This is a genomic window from Qipengyuania aquimaris, from assembly GCF_020171965.1.
Taxonomy (GTDB): domain Bacteria; phylum Pseudomonadota; class Alphaproteobacteria; order Sphingomonadales; family Sphingomonadaceae; genus Qipengyuania; species Qipengyuania aquimaris_A.
Window position 1 is genome coordinate 879763 of sequence record NZ_JAIUZK010000002.1, and the last position, 17058, is coordinate 896820.

17 protein-coding genes are annotated in these 17058 nt (G+C 63.8%); 11 read left to right on the forward strand and 6 right to left on the reverse strand.

Going from position 1 to position 17058, the window contains the following annotated elements; translation table 11 throughout:
* Position 1 precedes the first annotated feature (1 nt).
* Positions 2 to 2080, forward strand: coding sequence for an NAD-dependent DNA ligase LigA (gene ligA, locus LCM24_RS12045; protein ID WP_224804638.1), 2079 nt, complete (start codon positions 2 to 4; stop codon positions 2078 to 2080).
* Positions 2081 to 2126: 46 nt separating this feature from the next.
* Positions 2127 to 3227, forward strand: a complete 1101-nt coding sequence (gene bla, locus LCM24_RS12050) for a class A beta-lactamase (RefSeq protein WP_224804640.1) — start codon at positions 2127 to 2129, stop codon at positions 3225 to 3227.
* Here the strand turns inward: bla and LCM24_RS12055 are convergent.
* Genes LCM24_RS12055 through LCM24_RS12070 form a run of 4 tightly spaced genes read right to left on the reverse strand, consistent with a single transcriptional unit; the run spans position 3224 to position 6471 of the window.
* The gene (locus LCM24_RS12055) at positions 3224 to 3919 is read right to left on the reverse strand and encodes a DUF2459 domain-containing protein (protein WP_224804642.1); all 696 of its coding nucleotides are present in this window, start codon (positions 3917 to 3919) and stop codon (positions 3224 to 3226) included. The genes bla and LCM24_RS12055 overlap by 4 nt on opposite strands.
* Entirely contained in the window at positions 3916 to 4818 is a 903-nt protein-coding gene (locus LCM24_RS12060) for a 50S ribosomal protein L11 methyltransferase (protein WP_224804644.1), read from the reverse strand. Before LCM24_RS12060 ends, LCM24_RS12055 begins: the two co-directional genes overlap by 4 nt.
* Entirely contained in the window at positions 4815 to 5771 is a 957-nt protein-coding gene (blaEAM, locus tag LCM24_RS12065; RefSeq protein WP_224804646.1) for an EAM family subclass B3 metallo-beta-lactamase, read from the reverse strand. The genes LCM24_RS12060 and blaEAM overlap by 4 nt, the downstream gene beginning before the upstream one ends.
* Positions 5761 to 6471, reverse strand: a complete 711-nt coding sequence (locus tag LCM24_RS12070; RefSeq protein WP_224804648.1) for an SDR family NAD(P)-dependent oxidoreductase — start codon at positions 6469 to 6471, stop codon at positions 5761 to 5763. Before LCM24_RS12070 ends, blaEAM begins: the two co-directional genes overlap by 11 nt.
* Before the next feature lie 108 nt (positions 6472 to 6579).
* Between LCM24_RS12070 and sdhC the strand changes: the two genes are divergently transcribed.
* The 6 genes from sdhC to LCM24_RS12100 are packed head-to-tail and all read left to right on the forward strand — an operon-like array spanning position 6580 to position 11619.
* Complete coding sequence (sdhC, locus tag LCM24_RS12075; protein WP_224804649.1) at positions 6580 to 6960, forward strand: succinate dehydrogenase, cytochrome b556 subunit; 381 nt, start codon at positions 6580 to 6582, stop codon at positions 6958 to 6960.
* Between the two features lie 9 nt (positions 6961 to 6969).
* On the forward strand, positions 6970 to 7356 hold the full coding sequence (sdhD, locus tag LCM24_RS12080; protein ID WP_090479565.1) for a succinate dehydrogenase, hydrophobic membrane anchor protein: 387 nt from the start codon (positions 6970 to 6972) through the stop codon (positions 7354 to 7356).
* On the forward strand, positions 7356 to 9197 hold the full coding sequence (gene sdhA / locus LCM24_RS12085) for a succinate dehydrogenase flavoprotein subunit (protein ID WP_090479562.1): 1842 nt from the start codon (positions 7356 to 7358) through the stop codon (positions 9195 to 9197). The genes sdhD and sdhA overlap by 1 nt, the downstream gene beginning before the upstream one ends.
* Before the next feature lie 18 nt (positions 9198 to 9215).
* Entirely contained in the window at positions 9216 to 10319 is a 1104-nt protein-coding gene (locus LCM24_RS12090; protein ID WP_224804651.1) for a saccharopine dehydrogenase family protein, read from the forward strand.
* Positions 10316 to 10759 carry a thiol-disulfide oxidoreductase DCC family protein gene (locus LCM24_RS12095; protein WP_224804653.1) on the forward strand — a complete coding sequence of 148 codons (444 nt, stop codon included), beginning with the start codon at positions 10316 to 10318 and terminating at the stop codon, positions 10757 to 10759. The genes LCM24_RS12090 and LCM24_RS12095 overlap by 4 nt, the downstream gene beginning before the upstream one ends.
* Positions 10756 to 11619 (forward strand): glycoside hydrolase, encoded by an 864-nt coding sequence (locus LCM24_RS12100; protein ID WP_224804655.1) that lies wholly within the window; start codon positions 10756 to 10758, stop codon positions 11617 to 11619. The genes LCM24_RS12095 and LCM24_RS12100 overlap by 4 nt, the downstream gene beginning before the upstream one ends.
* Here the strand turns inward: LCM24_RS12100 and LCM24_RS12105 are convergent.
* Positions 11616 to 12263: a peptidylprolyl isomerase gene (locus tag LCM24_RS12105; RefSeq protein WP_224804657.1), complete on the reverse strand. Its 648-nt coding sequence runs from the start codon at positions 12261 to 12263 to the stop codon at positions 11616 to 11618. The two genes, LCM24_RS12100 and LCM24_RS12105, sit on opposite strands and share 4 nt — an antisense overlap.
* Before the next feature lie 214 nt (positions 12264 to 12477).
* Here LCM24_RS12105 and LCM24_RS12110 point away from each other — a divergent pair, with 214 nt between their 5' ends.
* From LCM24_RS12110 to creD, 3 genes are all read left to right on the forward strand, one after another.
* Positions 12478 to 12867 carry a BlaI/MecI/CopY family transcriptional regulator gene (locus tag LCM24_RS12110; RefSeq protein ID WP_160594806.1) on the forward strand — a complete coding sequence of 130 codons (390 nt, stop codon included), beginning with the start codon at positions 12478 to 12480 and terminating at the stop codon, positions 12865 to 12867.
* Positions 12864 to 14609 (forward strand): M56 family metallopeptidase, encoded by a 1746-nt coding sequence (locus tag LCM24_RS12115; RefSeq protein WP_224804659.1) that lies wholly within the window; start codon positions 12864 to 12866, stop codon positions 14607 to 14609. Before LCM24_RS12110 ends, LCM24_RS12115 begins: the two co-directional genes overlap by 4 nt.
* 129 nt (positions 14610 to 14738) lie before the next feature.
* Positions 14739 to 16121, forward strand: coding sequence for a cell envelope integrity protein CreD (gene creD, locus LCM24_RS12120; RefSeq protein ID WP_224804662.1), 1383 nt, complete (start codon positions 14739 to 14741; stop codon positions 16119 to 16121).
* A gap of 72 nt (positions 16122 to 16193) precedes the next feature.
* On the opposite strand, the gene LCM24_RS12125 is transcribed toward creD, so the two are convergent.
* Positions 16194 to 17042, reverse strand: a complete 849-nt coding sequence (locus LCM24_RS12125; RefSeq protein WP_224804663.1) for a neutral zinc metallopeptidase — start codon at positions 17040 to 17042, stop codon at positions 16194 to 16196.
* Positions 17043 to 17058 lie beyond the last annotated feature (16 nt).

Here is a 17058-nt window from a genome sequence, read left to right on the forward strand (position 1 = left end):
TATGGGAATCGAGCAAACCGCACCTGTGGACATGAACGAGGCAGACGCTGCCAACGAGCTCATGCGCCTCGCGAAACAGATCGCACATCACGACCGGCTGTATCATGCCGAGGATTCTCCCGAGATCACCGATCCGGAATATGATGCGCTGGTGCGCCGCAATGCCGCGCTGGAAGAAGCATTCCCGCATTTGGTCCGCGAGGATTCCCCTTCGCGCAAGGTCGGCCATGCCATCGCCGCATCGCCGCTGTCGAAGGTGACGCACGAGGTTCGCATGATGAGCCTCGACAACGGCTTTTCCGACGAAGAGATCGGCGAGTGGGTGGCGCGCGTGCGCCGCTTCCTTTCGCTCGACGACGATGCGCCGCTCGCCTTCACTGCCGAGGACAAGATCGATGGCTTGTCCTGTTCGCTCCGCTACGAGAACGGTGCCCTTACGGTGGCAGCTACGCGCGGTGACGGGCAGGTCGGTGAAGACGTGACCGCCAATGTGCAGCATATCCCCGACATACCGAAAATGCTGCGCAGCAATGCTCCCGAAGTTTTCGAGGTGCGCGGCGAAGTCTACATGGAAAAACAGGCTTTTGCTGCGCTCAATGCTGCGCAGCAAGAGGTGGGCGGAAAGCTCTTTGCCAACCCGCGAAATGCTGCGGCGGGATCGCTGCGGCAGAAGGACGCAAACGTCACCGCGCAGCGTCCCTTGCGCTTCTGGGCACATGGCTGGGGTGCAGCATCGCAGGTGCCGGGCGATACGCAGTCCGAGGTGGTCGAAGCCCTGCGCGAGTGGGGCTTTCCCATCTCGCCATTGTTCACCCGCGTCGAAAGCCTCGACGGCCTGCTGGCCCACTATGCCGCCATCGGCAAGGCGCGGCCCGACCTGCCGTATGAAATCGACGGCGTGGTCTACAAGGTCGACCGGCTCGACTACCAGCAGCGGCTCGGCTTCGTAGCCAAGGCTCCGCGCTGGGCACAGGCGCACAAATTCCCGGCGGAGCGGGCGGAAACGACGCTGGAGGCGATCGATATCCAGGTCGGGCGTACGGGCAAGCTGACGCCCGTCGGCAGACTTGCGCCAGTGCTCGTGGGCGGCGTTACCGTGACCAACGTCACGCTGCACAACCGCGACGAGATCGAGCGGCTCGGCGTGCGTCCCGGCGACCGCATCGTCGTCCAGCGCGCAGGCGACGTCATCCCGCAAGTGGTCGAGAACCTGACGCGCGATGCCGAGCGCGAACCTTTCGTTTTCCCGGACCACTGTCCTGAATGCGGCAGCGAAGCCGTCGCCGAGGAAGGCGAGGTCGACGTGCGTTGCACTGGCGGGCTGATCTGCCCCGCTCAGCGTACGGAAAGGCTCAAGCATTTCGTCAGCCGCGGTGCGCTCGACATCGACGGGCTGGGCGAAAAGACCATCGACCAGTTCTTCGCGCTCGGCTGGCTGGAAAGCCCGGCGGATATCTTCCGGCTCAAGGACCGTCGCGAGGACATCCTCGCGCTGGAAGGCTGGAAAGAGAAATCGGTCGACAACCTCCTCGCCAGCATCGAGGCAAGGCGCGAACCCGATGCGGCGCGGCTGCTCTTCGGGCTGGGTATCCGGCATGTCGGCGCGGTCACTGCGCGGGACCTGTTGAAGAACTTCCACGAACTGCCTGCGCTTCGTGATGCGGCTGAGAAGGCGAGGGCAGGTGATGAAGAGGCCGCCAATTCCCTGACCTCGATTGACGGGATCGGCAGCGCGGTCGTCGAGGCGCTGGGCGACTTCTTCCATGAAGAGCACAACCGTTCGGTGTGGGTTGATATCCTGGGCGAAGTTTCGCCGCCGCGATACGAGATCGAGACACGCGACAGTCCGGTTGCGGGAAAGACAGTGGTCTTCACAGGAAAGCTCGAAACGATGAGCCGCGACGAGGCCAAGGCGCAGGCGGAACGACTGGGCGCCAAAGCCAGCGGCTCTGTCAGCGCCAAGACCGACCTGCTCGTGGCGGGGCCGGGCGCGGGAAGCAAGCTCAAGAAGGCCGCCGATCTCGGCATCGAGGTGATCGACGAGGCCGGGTGGGCCGCCATCGTCGCTGCCGCCGAATAATCCCGACTTTCCGGAAACTTATGCGCGCGCCTTTGTTGGCATTACCGTGACCCGACCGCTTGTAACCCTCACGCTCCTGATCGTCTCCGCGTTCTTCCTGCTCGGCACCTGCGTGCAGGGCCCGGCAGAAAGCGCTGCGGAATTCGAGCGACGCATCACGCCCGAAGAAGTGGTCGAGGAAGAGCCGGAACTGGACGCCCGGCAGGAAATGCTCGAGGCGAGGCTACAGCAAATCGGCGAGGGCTTTGCGGGAGAGGTCGGCATCGCCGCCGTCGAGGTCGCGAGCGGCGCGACCATGGCGTACAATGGCGACAGGCCGTTTCCCCAGCAAAGCGTCAGCAAACTGTGGGTCTCGCTGACCGCGCTCGACCTCGTCGACGAAGGCGCTCTGGACTTGTCCGAACCGGTCGCGATCCGGCGCGAGGACCTGACCGTTTTCTACCAGCCGATCCGCGACATCGTGCGCACGCGCGGCGTGTTCCGCACCGATTATCGCGACCTGATGGAGCGGGCCCTCACGCAGAGCGACAACACCGCCAACGACCGGCTTCTGCGCCGCGTCGGCGGCACGCAAGCGGTCGAGGCTTTCATGCGCCGCAAGGGAATCGAGGGCGTCCAATTCGGCACCGACGAGCGCAGCAAGCAGAGCGCGATTGCGGGCCTAGATTGGCGGCCGAGCTATTCCATCGGGCGCAATTTCTACGAGGCGCGCGACCGCGTGCCGGACGACAGGAGGCGCGAGGCCTTCGAGGATTATCTCGACGACCCCATAGACGGGGCAAGCGCTTCCGGCATGGCGCAGGCATTGGCGCGCCTGGCGCGGGGCGAATTGCTGTCGCCGCGATCCACCGAATTCATCCTGTCGACACTGGAAAACACCAAGAGTGGCCCGAAGCGATTGAAGGGCGGCGTGCCCTCAGGCTGGTCGATTGCGCACAAGACCGGCACCGGCCAAGTCTTCGATGGCGACCAGTCCGGCTACAACGACGTGGGCGTGCTGACTGCACCCGATGGCACGCAATATGCGCTGGCCGTGATGATTGCGCGGACGCGCACTTCCTACGCGGCGCGCTTCGAGATGATGCAATCGGTGACACGCGCGGTAGTCGAGTATCACGAAGCCAGGATGGCGAGCGAGACTACCTAGTTCTCGGTGGGCGGGGGGATCCATTTCATCACCCCTCCGGCCAGCGGCGTCCAGTGACCCATCTTCACCCCGGCCTTCGCCAGCGTGTCGCCGACCCACTGGTTGCAGGTATTGGCCAGGGTATAGCGACCAAGCGCATCGTAATTGCGCGCGCCGTGTTCGAAACTGTCGTGGCTGAACCGTTCCTCGCCATGCGGCACATGGGGTAGGGCCGCTTCGACTTCGGCTACCAATACGCGGTATTCTTCGGGCCTCAGCACAAGCGGGCGATGATATTCGGAAGGCTGCGGCCAGGCGTAATGACCGACCCGCATCAGACCGTCGCCGCCCTGGAAGACAATGCGCAGCGCAGTGCTGGCCTTCAGATCGCCCCAGGTCGGGGTGTTGAGGAAAACCTCCTTCTCGCCCCACCCGATCGCGACGTGGGTCGGCATGCGGCCGTCCGACCGGGTCATCCCCGCCGAAGGGAAAGTCTGCCGCCAGTCCTTCACATCGGTGACGACGGGCATGACAATTCCGGTGTGGATGCCATTGGTCTCGACCATGATGACAATCCCGTCATCGGCTTCGGTCCAGTCCGAATTGCGGGGAACAGAACTGCCGATCCACGCCGAGGCGAGGAAAAGCGCGACGACAAGCAGGGGCAGGGCGAGCAATGCCGCCGTCAGCTTGAAGGCGCGGCGCGCAGTCACCGGATGCGGCTCTTGCGGAGCCAGAGTATCGACCAGTCGCCGTTTGTGACGCGCCGCGCCAGCCGCAGGCCCTTTGCCTGGTAAGCCCGGCGGACCTCGGCTTCCTGGGTTTGCAGCAGCCCAGCCAGGAGGAGGCTTCCACCTGGCGTAATCGCAGATGCAAAGTCGGGGGCGAGCTCGACCAGCGGGCCGGCAAGGATATTGGCGATCAACAGGTCGTAGGGCGCGCGTGCCTGAAGCAAAGCGTGATCCATGCCGGGCGCAATAATCATCGTCAGCTGGCCGGACCTGTTACCCATCGCGACATTGTTGAGGGCTGCATTGTCCTCCACCACGCCGGCACAGACGGCATCGATGTCTGAAGCCGTTGCCAGCGCATGAGGCCACAGATGCATCGCCGCGAAAGCGAGCAGTCCGGTGCCGGTGCCGATGTCGGCGTGGTTGCGAACGGTTACGCCCTCGCGCTTCATCAGGTCGAGCATGGCAAGGCAGGCGGCGGTCGTTTCGTGCTGGCCGGTGCCGAACGCCTGGCTGGCGGGGATGATGAAATCGACCATGGACGGGTCGGGATCATGTTCCGGTGTGCGCACGTGAAAACGGCCAGCGCGGATCGGATCGACGCCTTGCTGGCTCAAAGTTACCCAGTCCTGATCGGGCAATTTTTCCGCGTCGAGTTTCGGTGCTTTGCCTTGGAACAGGCCAGCTACGGCTTTCTTGTCCGCCGCAGTCGGCTTGCGTTCGAGCCAGACCTCCAAAATCCAGTCGTCCGGCTTGTCTTCCGCGATTTCGCGACCGGACACGACCAGCTCTTCGGGAAAGTCCCAGGCCTCGTCATGCTGGAGCAGGGCGGCCTGCACTACCGGTTTCGAAGCTTCGGCCGAGAGTTTCCAGGCGCTCACTCGGCTGCTTCCTTCGCCAGACGTTCATCGAGGCGCTTGCTCAGCCGCTCTGCATAAAAGCCGCATCCCTTGTGCAGGTAGAGCCCGTATTCTCCGCTCATCAGGTCGAGCATGGACCCGGCCGAAGGGTGCGGCGTCACCAGAAACTCACATTGGAGCATGCGTGCCTTGTCGATGCTGGTCCGGAATGCGCGGACCATTTCCGGGTGATCGGTGAAGCGGTAATCGTCTGCGGAAACCGCGGACAGGCTGTCGATATAGGCGAAGCGGTTGCACACGGGCGGCTCGCCGGGGAGCGAACACGACCACCATGTCCAACTGAGGGCCCCGGGCGAATGGCCGGGCGTTTCATGGGCCGTAACGCGCAGGTTGCCGAGATCGAGTATTTCTCCGTCACCGATCACCCGGTCGACCTTTACCGGGGTCATGTCGGGATGGCCGGATGCAGCCTGCGGATCGTCCGCGGCGACTTTCCCGGTTTCGAGCACGGGCTTGGCTCTTGCCGAAGCCACCACTTGTGCGCCTGTCGCTTCCTTGATTGCGGCATGCGCGCCAACATGGTCGAAATGCTCGTGGCTCATCAGGAGATAGCGGACATCCTTTGCATCGAAGCCGAGCGAGGCGATGTTCGCGAGGACCAGCGGGGCGGCTTCGGGCACGCCGCTGTCGATCAGGATATGTCCTTCATCGCCGGTAATCAGGACCGCCGAGATGCCGCAGGTGCCGACATACCAGCTGTTGCCCATCAGTTGGAACGGCGGAGCGGGCTTGTCCCACTCGTCCCACGGCTCGCACGCGTCGAGAAACGCCATCTGCATTTCGTGGGCGTTCACCAGCTTTGCCGTTGGAGCGGGCGAGGGGGGCGTGTCTGCATCCTCAACTTGCGGTGCAGGAAGCGCCGCACACGCAGCGAGGAGCAAGGGCAGGGCCGCGACCAGCGCTTTAACGTACATAGCTTGCTCCATTGGCGTCGAGCGTTGCACCGGTAAGCGATGGCGGGGCATCCAGCGAGAGGAATTCGACGATCCGCGCGATCTCCTCCGGTTCCGCAACGCGGCCAAGCGGAATGTCGGCCAACAGGCCTGAACCGCCCCGGCTGTCCAGGTAATCGCCCGCCATGGCGGTGTCGGTAAAGCCGGGCGTGATCGCGAAACTCAGGATACCTTCTGCGGCATATTGGCGCGCAATGGTCTTGTGCATCGCCAGCATCCCGCCCTTGCTCGCCGCATAGTGCCAGTGTGCGGGCGAATCGCCGCGGTGACCTGCGCGGCTGGCGACATGGACGATGCGTCCGGTCGCGCCGCGTTCCTGCCAGTGGCGGACCGCCAGCCTGCTCAACTGGGCAGAAGCGGTCAGGTTGATGCGCATGGTTTCTTCCCATGCATCCAACCAGTCACCGTCGGGTTTTTCGATCGGATTGGGATCGAATAGGCCCGCATTGTTGACCAGAACGTCGATCTCGCCGCCTGCCTGCGTGAGAGCGGCCTGCCACAAGGCCTCCGGTGCGTCGGGGTCGCGAAAGTCCGCAGCAAGGGTGCCGAAGCCTTCGCCGGAAGTCGATTGACCGATCACTTTCGCGCCGCGCGCTTCGAGTGCCGTACGGGAAGCGGCGCCGATCCCGCGGGAGGAGCCGGTGAGAAGGATGCATGTCATGCATCACGCTATTCGAAAATTTGCGCCTTTTGTCGAGGCCGCACGCCTTGCCTTGCACCGGCAGTTCGCTAAGGAGGCGGCACGAATTCAGCGATATGGAATAGATGCATGGCCAACCGCCCGCTTTCACCACACCTGCAGATCTGGAAATGGGGACCGCACATGGCGGTATCCATCCTGCACCGCATCACCGGTGACGGACTGGCGCTGGTCGGTCTCGGCGTGCTGCTGTGGTGGCTCGGCTCGATGGCCGCTGGTGAGGCTGCCTATGCAACCTTCGCAGGCATCATGGGCTCGCCCATCGGCATGATCGTGCTGGTCGGACTGACCTGGGCATTCTTCACCCACATGATGAGCGGTCTGCGCCACTTCGTGCTCGATATCGGTGCCGGTTACGAACTCGACACCAACAAGACGTGGTCGATCCTGTCGCCCGTCATCGCAATTATTCTCACCGCCCTTTTCTGGGCCGTGATCCTGCTTAAGTGAGGCCGCGCAATGGGTAACGGAACTTCCATCGGACGCGTGCGCGGGCTCGGCCCGTCGCATGAAGGCGCGCATCACTGGCTGGTGCAGCGCTTCACCGCCATCGGCAACCTCGTGCTCATGCTGTTCCTCGTGGTCAGCCTGGCGATGCTGCCGTCCTACGATTACGCCTCCATGACCGGCTGGGCATCGCAGACGCTGCCCGCCACCGCACTGGCGCTGCTGATCGTCAGCGTGTTCTGGCACGCGCGCCTCGGCCTCCAGGTCCTGATCGAGGATTATGTTCACGACGCCGGTACCAAGTTCGGCGTGCTCACCCTTCTCAACCTTGCAACAATCGGCGGCGCAGCCTTCGGTCTCGTATCGATCGCGCGCCTTGCCCTCGGAGGAGCCGCCTGATGGCCCGCACCGAAACTTTCGAAATCGGCGGTCGCAGCTACCCGATCATCGACCACACCTATGATACCGTCGTCGTCGGCGCCGGTGGCTCGGGCCTGCGCGCCACTATGGGTAGCGCGGAAAGCGGCCTGCGCACGGCCTGCATCACGAAGGTCTTCCCGACCCGCTCGCACACCGTTGCCGCACAGGGCGGCATCGCAGCCAGCCTCGGCAACAACACGCCTGACCACTGGTCGTGGCACATGTATGATACGGTCAAGGGCTCCGACTGGCTCGGCGACCAGGACGCGATCGAATACATGGTCCGCGAAGCGCCGCAGGCGGTCTACGAGCTGGAGCACGCCGGTGTGCCCTTCAGCCGCAATGACGACGGCACGATCTACCAGCGCCCCTTTGGCGGCCACATGCAGAACATGGGCGAAGGCCCGCCCGTGCAGCGCACCTGTGCCGCGGCCGACCGTACCGGTCACGCCATGTTGCACGCGCTCTACCAGCAGAGCCTGAAGTACGACGCGGACTTCTTCATCGAATATTTCGCGCTCGATTTGATCATGGAAGACGGCCCGAACGGCAAGGTTTGCCGCGGCGTCATCGCCATGTGCCTCGACGATGGTACGATCCACCGTTTCCGCAGCCACGCGGTCGTGCTGGCGACGGGCGGCTATGGCCGCTGCTATTACACCGCGACCTCGGCCCATACCTGCACCGGCGACGGTGGCGGCATGGTGCTGCGTGCAGGGCTCCCGCTGCAGGACATGGAGTTCGTCCAGTTCCACCCGACCGGCATTTACGGCGCGGGCGTGCTCATCACCGAAGGTGCGCGCGGCGAGGGCGGCTACCTGACCAACTCCGAAGGCGAGCGGTTCATGGAACGCTATGCTCCTTCCGCGAAGGACCTTGCATCGCGCGACGTCGTGTCGCGTTCGATGGCGCTGGAAATGCGCGAAGGCCGCGGCGTCGGGCCGGATGGCGACCACATCTACCTGCACCTCGATCACATCGATCCAAAGGTGCTGGGCGAGCGCCTGCCGGGCATCACCGAAAGCGGCAAGATCTTTGCCGGTGTCGACCTGACCAAGCAGCCGCTGCCGGTCACGCCGACCGTTCACTACAACATGGGCGGCATCCCCTGTAACTATCACGGCGAAGTGATGGCTGGCGATCCGAGCGATCCGGAAAAGATCGTCCCCGGCCTGTTCGCCGTGGGCGAAGCGGCCTGCGTGTCGGTGCACGGCGCGAACCGCCTCGGTTCCAACTCGCTGATCGATCTCGTGGTCTTCGGCCGCGCGACCGGCCATCGCCTGAAGGAAATCGTCAAGCCCGGCGTCAGCCATGACGAGCTTCCCAAGGACAGCGCCGATCTCGCGCTGACGCGTCTGGATCACTTCCGCCATGCCGACGGCAGCATCCCGACTGCGGTCCTGCGTTCGGACATGCAGAAGAGCATGCAGAAGCACGCGGCCGTGTTCCGCGACAGCAAGCTACTGTCCGAAGGCGTCGAGCTGCTCCGCGACGTCAACAAGCGGATGGAGGACGTGAAGGTCCACGACCGCTCGATGATCTGGAACAGCGACCTCATCGAAACGCTCGAACTCGACAATCTCATGGCGCAGGCCAATGTGACCATCGCTTCGGCCGAAAACCGCAAGGAAAGCCGCGGCGCCCATGCGCACGAGGACTTCCCCGAGCGTGATGACAAGAACTGGATGAAGCACACCATCGCCTGGTTCGACGGTTGGGGCGGCAATGGCGGCGGCGTGAAGATCGATTATCGCCCGGTCCACGAGTACACGCTGACCGACGACGTCGACTACATCGAGCCGAAAAAGCGGGTCTACTAAACCCGCGGCAAGCAGGTCATGCCGTTTCGTGTCGCCATCATCGGAGGCTACGGCAATTTCGGTGGTTATGTCGCACGCCAGCTGGCTGCGGACAGCGCGATCGAACTCGTCATCTGCGGACGTAACCTGGCCAAGGCACAGAAGTTCGCAGCTGGCTTGCAGGCTGCAAATCCGGCGAAAGGCGCGCGTGTCGATATCGAGGACCCACCCGCGGTCATGCTTGGCGACATTACGCCGGACCTCGTCATCAACATGGTCGGCCCGTATCACGGCCAAGGGTACGGCGTAGCGAAGGCGGCGATCGCGCTCGGAGCGCACTACTGCGACATCGCGGATGCGCGCGCATTCGTGTGCGGCATCGGAGAACTGGATTCAGCCGCGCGGAAAAAGGGCGTCACGGTCCTCTCCGGCGCCAGCTCGGTCCCGGCTCTGACGGCTGCCTATTGCGATGCCGCGCTTGACGACATGACGGAACTGCGCCGTGTCGAATACGGGATCAGCGGCGCGGAACAGGCCAATCGCGGCGCGGGGACAGTGGCTGCGGTGCTGTCCTATGTCGGAGAGCGGTTCACGCGCGCTCAGGGTGGCCGGATGCAGGAAGAGATCGGGTGGCGCGGCGCTATCCCCGTCGATTATCCCGAACTCGGGCGACGCTGGTTCGCTGCCGGCGATGTTCCGGACCTCGAACTTTTCCGATCGCGATACCCGGGATTGCAGGACCATCGCTTCCTCGCCGGACACGAGATCGCACCCCTGCATTTCGGGCTGTGGATAATGGGCGCGTTGCGGCGGGTGCGTTTGATCCCGAACCTGTCGCGCTTTGCCGACCTGTTGGTCAGCCTGTCGAAGCCCTTCAATGTCCTCAGTCGGGGGCGCAGCGGTTTCCACATGGTGATCGAGGGTGTGGATGCCAGCGGCGCCCCGGTCATCCGGCGACACTGGATCATCGCCCGCAGCGGCCACGGGCCGAACATCCCGGTCATCCCGCCTATCCTGATTGCCCGCAAGCTTGCTCGTGGAGAGCGACTGGCACCCGGAGCGCGGCCGTGTCTCGACGTGATTTCCCTGGATGAATACCGCTCGGCTTTCGCGGGCCTCGATATCGAATGCATCGACGAATGACGCGTCCGCCATACAGCTATCGCGACGATCCGCAGGTCCCCGACTTCGACGACAGCCGTCCGCTGTTCGTCTTCGATAATGTCTGCGTCCTGTGTTCGGGCGGAGCGCGATTTATCATGCAGCATGACCGGAAGGAAAGGATCGCGCTCACCAGCGCGCAAGGCGAGTTGGGAAGCGCGCTTTACCGGCATTACGGCCTCAGGATGGATGACAGCTACCTGTTCCTGGCGGATGGGCAGGCATACGAGATGAGCGAGGGATATTTCCAGTTGGCGCGCCGCCTGGGCGGCGTGTGGCGGCTTGCCGGGGTTTTTCGCATCGTCCCGCGGCCCCTTCGCGACGCAATATACCGCCTCGTTGCGCGCAATCGCTATCGCTGGTTTGGCAAGACCGAAGCCTGTGCATTGCTCACGCCAGACCAGAGGGCGAGGTTGCTGTGAAGCGTTGCTTGTCGCCTGCGCTGATCCTCGCCCTCGCAGCCTGTGCGGTGACGCCCACCGCGCCGCCTTCGTCGATTGGCGCCGAACCCTTTTATGCAAAGCACGTCGACGCCTCGGGCATTCCGATCCTGTCATCGGCCCGGGTGTCCGACGAGGCACTTCTTGCCGCACGTGACATGGCCCGCGGGATGCTGGCGCACCGACCTGACTTCGCGTCATGGCTGGCGGCAAACGACTATCGCGTTGCGATCATTGCCGAAGACGAAGCATTGCTCGACCTGCCCGACAAGGCGCATTGGACGAAGCCTGCGCGGGACGATCCGCGCCTGACGCGCTGCGAACTCAAGCATTACGACGTGCGCATCGGTGCCAAGTCCGATCGCGAATATTGGGACGAGCGCGCAAGAGGGATCGGCGGCGAGCGAACGGTTGGATCGGAAGAGGACGTCCTCGGCCTGCCGACGTCACGCTATTTCGGCGAAACCATTTTCGTCCACGAGATGGCGCACAATGTCCTGTTTGCGATCGAAGCGGTCGATCCCGCGCTCTTTGCCGAAATCGAGGCTGCCTATGCCCATGCGCTCGCCAACGATCTCTGGCTGAACGAATACGCGACTACGACCATCCAGGAATACTGGGCCGAAGGCACGCAAATCTGGTTCAATTCGAACCGTTTGGTCGTCGTGGACGGGCGGCGCATCCTCGATCATCCCGATCTTGCGGCATACGATCCGAAACTGTTCGCCGCATTGGGCGCGGCATACGGTACGCGGCACCGGCTCAAATCCGACCCTTTCCACGCCAGCCCGGCGCGGGTGCCGCCGGGCCCCATTCCGGAAAATACCGCCGAAGTCTGTTAGTCCTCGATCGGAGAGGCGAGGCGGCGCGCCTCGATAATCTTCACCGGCTCGGCCAGCATCTGTCCTTTCATCCAGCCCTCTCCCTTTTCGGGATCGGTGGGCATGGCATGGATTGTGGCGACGACGTCCATCCCTTCGACGACATAGCCGAACACCGCGTAGCCGTTTCGCCAGACAGGGTCTTCGGATTTGGGATCGGCATCCATGCCGGTCGAATCCTGAAGGAAGATCGAGAAGTCTCCATTGGCCGTTCCCGGTTCGCCCATCGCCATTGAGAGCGCACCCTTGGTGTGGCTGAGGCCGGTTACCGTCGTCGGTTCATGCGGGATGCCGGGCAGGACCCGGTCCGGGTTCCACTGCGTGCCGCCCTGGATCAGGCCGTTGGGCTGGTCGCCCCAGTCGAGCGTCATCGCGCGATAGAACACCGTGCCGTCGAAGCGGTCTTCATCGACATAGCGCAGGAAATTGCCCGCCGTGATCGGTGCCCGCTCAGTCTCCAGCTCCACGGTAATGTCGCCTGCCGTCGTTTCGAGGACGACGCGGACAGTTTCGGGTTCGCCAGGCTGGGGAGGGGCGACTTCCGCCTCCTGCGCGCCAAGCGGTGCGGCAATCAGGGCGAGGGCGGGGAGGAAAATCCGAAGCATGCAAGACAGGCTACATCAGCGTGGTGCGTCGTCAATCCTGAGCTTTGTTGCCGTTCATCGATAGTCGGGCGACCCGTGCAGAGCCTTTGTTGCAACCCGTGCCGCGATACTATCTGCCAGATGCGGGTGCGGGAATCGTTTTGTGTTTACACGCGTAGTCAAACTGTCTACAGGCGTAAACGAATTCAGCGAATCCCGAGGGAAGAGGTACGTTATGGGACAGCGCAAGCAATCGCCGGGTGACCGGATCAGCGAAGCCGAACACGCGGTAATGGAAGCCTTGTGGACCGAAAGTCCGCTGTCGGCTGCCGAGGTGTGCGAGCGGGTTTGTGCCGAAAACGACTGGTCGATCCCGACGGTAAAGACGCTGCTTGGCCGCTTGGTGGCAAAGCGCGTCATCGGTACCGAACCGCAGGGGCGCAAATTCCTCTACCACCCGCTCATCGAGCGTTCCGACTATGTCGGTGGCGAATCGCGCAGGCTGGTCGACCGCCTGTTCGGTGGTCGCGCCGCACCGCTGTTCGCCCATCTGGCAGAAAATGAAGCGCTCACGGATTCCGACCTCGAAGAGATCGAGGCGCTCCTCAAGGAGATGCGGAAATGATCGAGCTTCTGCGCGAATATTGGGAGTGGTTCCTGTTCGACACGCTGGTGTGGACAGGCGCCCTGATCGCGATGGTGATGGTGCTTCGCCGTCCCGTTGCAAAACATTTCGGCTCCGGCGCGGCCTACGCGCTGTGGTTCATTCCGCTGGCGCGGCTCTTCGTTCCGCCATTCACGCTTCCGGCATGGATGAACCTCACTCCGCGCGAGGAGGTGTCGTTCGAAACCGCGCCGCTCGCCCTGGACGAGGCCGCGATAGAACCGGCCACGTTCTTCGCCGATATGGCCGCTCGTTCGCCCGCGCCGCAGACCTTCCCGGACCCGACCGACTTCGTGCTGCCGCTGGTGGCAATCTGGCTGGTCGGGGCTGCGGTCATGCTGACGCGCCGTTTCTATCTCTATTTCGAACTGCGCCGCGATCTGCTCGACGATGCGCGCCCGGTGGGCGATGTCGGCAGCGTGCGCCTGATCGAAACGCCCGCCATTTCGGGGCCGATGGCTTTCGGTGTGCTCGACCGCGTCATCGCCCTGCCTGCAGGCTTCATGGCGAGCCGCGACCGGGTTTCGCGCGACCTCGCGATTGCTCACGAGCTCGCCCACCATCGTGGCGGGGACCTGATCGTCAACATGGCCGTCCAGCCGCTGTTCGCGATCCACTGGTTCAATCCGCTTGGCTGGCTGGGCTGGAGCGCGCTGCGCCGCGACCAGGAAGCCGCCTGCGACGCGCGCGTCGTGGCCGCCCGCCCGCGTGAAGAACGCGCTACCTATGCCGGCATCATTGCCGATTTTGCTCGCCATCCGCAGGGGACGCCGCGACCGGCGCTCGCCGCGCCGATGGCGTGTCCAGTTCTGGGGGACAAGTCGATCATCCATCGTTTGAGGAGTTTGAACATGTCCGATATCTCGCCGCGCCGCCGCATTGCCGGCCGCGCAACGCTGGCCAGCGCCTTCCTCGCCGTGCCGCTCACCGCCTCGGTCTGCTTTGCGGAAGTGTCGGCCATGCCTACTTCGGACGAAGTCGCCGTCGTGGAAGCAGCGCCGCTGGCAGACTTCGCCTATCCGGTCGCCCCTGCAGCGCCCGAAGCACCTCTGCCCGCAGCCTATCCTGAGGCGCCGCTGCCGCCCATGGCGCCCGAAGCTCCGCTTGCACCGCCTGCGCCCGATCACGAACGTGCCATGGCGGATGCAGCCCGCGCGAAGGCCGATGCGCGCCGTGCCTTGGCCGAAGCGAAGCGGGTGGAGAAGCGCTGGACTTCCCGCGACTATGACGAGGGCCGCAAGGCATGGGCGGAATCCCGCATTGCCTATGCCGAAAGCCGTCAGGATTGGGCCGAAGGCCGCATCGCCTATGCCGAGGGCCGTAAGGACTGGGCGGAAGGCCGTGTGGCCTATGCCGAAGCCAAGCGGGAGAAAGCCGAAGCCAAGGCCGAAGCGCGCCATGCGAAGCTCGAGGCGGAGACCGAAGCAGCCGTCGCGCAGGCGGTGGCCCAGGCAATGGCGGCGGTGCCTGAAGTGATCGAGAAGTGCGTCTATCCCGACCAGCCGGTCACTACGAAGGTGAAGTCCAACGGCAAGACCGTGATGTATGTGTGCGAGACCGCTGGTGACCGCATTGCGCTGAGTGCAATCCGCGGGGCGCGGAAGGCGATCGCAAAGGATCGCTCGCTCGATGCAGAAATCCGCGCGGAAATCCTGCGCGACCTGGACGAGGAAATCGCCGAACTCGAATCCTCGCTCTCCTGACTTAACACACACTCCTGAGAGGCCGGTCTCCGCGTGGAGACCGGCCTTTTGCGTGCCCGGACGGGTTCACAAGGTGTTCAGTTCGTCGCTCACAAAGAACGCTTCATCGCAACAGATGGAGATGAAACGATGCGAGACAGATCCCCCACAGTCAAACTGGTCATAGCGGGGTTGATCGGCCTCGTGCTGCTGATCCCGATCATCATGGTCTACGATCTGGTTAACGACCGGCAGAACCAGGCCCGCATCGCGGAATCGACCATCACGGCGGGCGCGGGAGGATCGCAGGTGGTCTCCACCCCGATCCTTGCCGTACCCTATCTCGCCCAGAAGCAGGTTCCGGTTCTGGTCGATGGTAAATCAGTTATGCAGACGCAGCAGGTGCGCTCGGAAATCCTTATTGCCCCGCTGCAGCATTCGCTCGACACCCGGCTTGATACGGAGCGCAAGAAAAAGGCGATCTACGAGACAGTGGTTTTCTCCGCCGACATGGCTGGACAGGCGCGGTTCGAATTGCCCGACGATCTTTCCAGCTATGATGTGACGCGTGATCAGCTTGTCCTGTCCGAGGCGCAGCTGCGCTTCGGTGTGAGCGATGCGCGCGGTTTGCGGGGCGGCGCGAAAGCGAGCCTCGGCGGAGAAGCGGTCGAGCTGTCACCCGGCCAGCGTGCCCGCGGCGAGGGCAGCGGCTTCCACGGCACCTACGACTGGAGCGAGGGCGACGCGCTCGACTTGGAATACAGCTATACCCTGCGCGGTAGCCGTTCGCTGTCACTGGCTCCGGAGGGCGGCGATACGCGCTGGAACGTAACCTCGTCCTGGCAGCACCCCGGCTTCGAAGGTCGCTATCTGCCGGACACCAGCGACATCTCCGACGAAGGCTTCAGCGCCAACTGGTCGATCGGGACGCTCGCCATCGGTCACGGTCCGGCAGACGGACCGGCGGACGAAGCCGAAGCGGAACTGGAACGTCGCATGATGTCGGAATACGGCGCCGTCGAGGAAGCCTCGGACGTAGCCTGGGCGACAATCGCCCTGGTCGAACCCGGCGACATTTACGCGCAGGTCGACCGCAGCGTGAAGTACGGGTTTCTCTTCATCGGCTTCACCTTCCTCGCCTTCCTCCTGTTCGACGTGATCGGCGGGGCCCGCGTGGCGGCGGCGGAATACCTGCTTACAGGCGCCGGGCTGGTGCTGTTCTTTGTCCTGCTTTTGGCCTTTGCCGAAGTCGCGGGGTTTGCCTTGGCCTATCTGATCGCCAGTGCGGCCATAATCGGGCTGTTGACCGCCTACAGCGCCGCAGTTCTTGGCGGGTGGAAGCGGGCAGGCTTTATCGGCGGCTTGCTGACGGTTCTCTACGCCGGGCTCTACGTGCTGATGAGCCTTGAGGAAGCCTCGCTGATCGTTGGCTCGGTCGCGATGTTCTTCGCACTGGCGGGCGTGATGTACGCCACCCGCAATCTCGACTGGTCGCAGGCCGTAAGGGAGCCTGGAGAACCGCTGGAAGCCTGACGCCGCGAGCGTTGGAAAAGGAAAGGGCGCGGACCGAGAGGACCGCGCCCTTTTTACGTCGAAGCTCGCCTATCAACCGATATTGGTGATCGCGTCGCACTGGCGGTCATCGCCCTGCAGGCCGAGGCGCAAGGCCTGGCTGCGCTGGGCGCTGGTGCCGTGGGTGAAGTTCTCGCTCGACACGCGGCCGCCGGTAAGGCGGTCGTCACCGATGGCGGCGGCAGCCTCCATCCCTTCCTCGATATCGCCCGGTTCGATGAGGTTGCGGTTCTTGCCCGCCCATACACCGGCATAACAATCGGCCTGCAGTTCCATGAGCACCTGCAGCTGGTTCGCCTGGCGCCGGTTCTGGGCCTGCGCACTGCGGATCTGCTGGGATATGCCGGTCAGCGTCTGGATGTGGTGGCCGTATTCATGGGCAAGCACGTAATAGCGCGCGAAATCGCCGCGATTGCCTGCCATGCGCGCAAGCTGGTCGTAGAAGCTGGTGTCGATATAGATCGTCTGGTCGGCCGGGCAGTAGAACGGACCGGCAGCCGAAGTCGCGCTGCCGCAACCCTGCGTGGTGACGCGGCCGTTGCGGAACAGGTCGAGCGTGGGCTGGCGGAAGCTGTCGCCATAACCCTGTTCCTGGAAGGTGCGTGCCCAGGTCTGGTTGAGCGATTGGAGACCGTTGCACGCCTCGCGCGCGTATTCGCTCGAGTTGCAGATTGCCTCTTCGTCGGTGTTGGCGGGGCCTGCCTGCTGCGAGCCCTGCTGCACGCTTTCGACCGTGCTTGCAGTCTGCATCGGATCAAGGCCGAAGACGAAATAGCCGATGGCGGCGATGATGATCGTGCCGCAGCCGATGCCGCCTGCCTTGCCGGCGCCCCCGCTGGAGCGAACCTGGATATTGTCGGTATTGAATGGATTTAGCCGCATTCCTGCATCCCCCGCG

Coding starts and splice junctions, on each gene's coding strand:
- LCM24_RS12125 (WP_224804663.1), bottom strand. CDS start 17,042: ATGCGGCTAAATCCATTCAATACCGACAATATCCAGGTTCGCTCCAGC.
- blaEAM (WP_224804646.1), bottom strand. CDS start 5,771: ATGTACGTTAAAGCGCTGGTCGCGGCCCTGCCCTTGCTCCTCGCTGCG.
- sdhC (WP_224804649.1), top strand. CDS start 6,580: ATGGCCAACCGCCCGCTTTCACCACACCTGCAGATCTGGAAATGGGGA.
- LCM24_RS12095 (WP_224804653.1), top strand. CDS start 10,316: ATGACGCGTCCGCCATACAGCTATCGCGACGATCCGCAGGTCCCCGAC.
- LCM24_RS12105 (WP_224804657.1), bottom strand. CDS start 12,263: ATGCTTCGGATTTTCCTCCCCGCCCTCGCCCTGATTGCCGCACCGCTT.
- creD (WP_224804662.1), top strand. CDS start 14,739: ATGCGAGACAGATCCCCCACAGTCAAACTGGTCATAGCGGGGTTGATC.
- sdhD (WP_090479565.1), top strand. CDS start 6,970: ATGGGTAACGGAACTTCCATCGGACGCGTGCGCGGGCTCGGCCCGTCG.
- LCM24_RS12090 (WP_224804651.1), top strand. CDS start 9,216: ATGCCGTTTCGTGTCGCCATCATCGGAGGCTACGGCAATTTCGGTGGT.
- LCM24_RS12115 (WP_224804659.1), top strand. CDS start 12,864: ATGATCGAGCTTCTGCGCGAATATTGGGAGTGGTTCCTGTTCGACACG.
- LCM24_RS12110 (WP_160594806.1), top strand. CDS start 12,478: ATGGGACAGCGCAAGCAATCGCCGGGTGACCGGATCAGCGAAGCCGAA.
- LCM24_RS12070 (WP_224804648.1), bottom strand. CDS start 6,471: ATGACATGCATCCTTCTCACCGGCTCCTCCCGCGGGATCGGCGCCGCT.
- sdhA (WP_090479562.1), top strand. CDS start 7,356: ATGGCCCGCACCGAAACTTTCGAAATCGGCGGTCGCAGCTACCCGATC.
- ligA (WP_224804638.1), top strand. CDS start 2: ATGGGAATCGAGCAAACCGCACCTGTGGACATGAACGAGGCAGACGCT.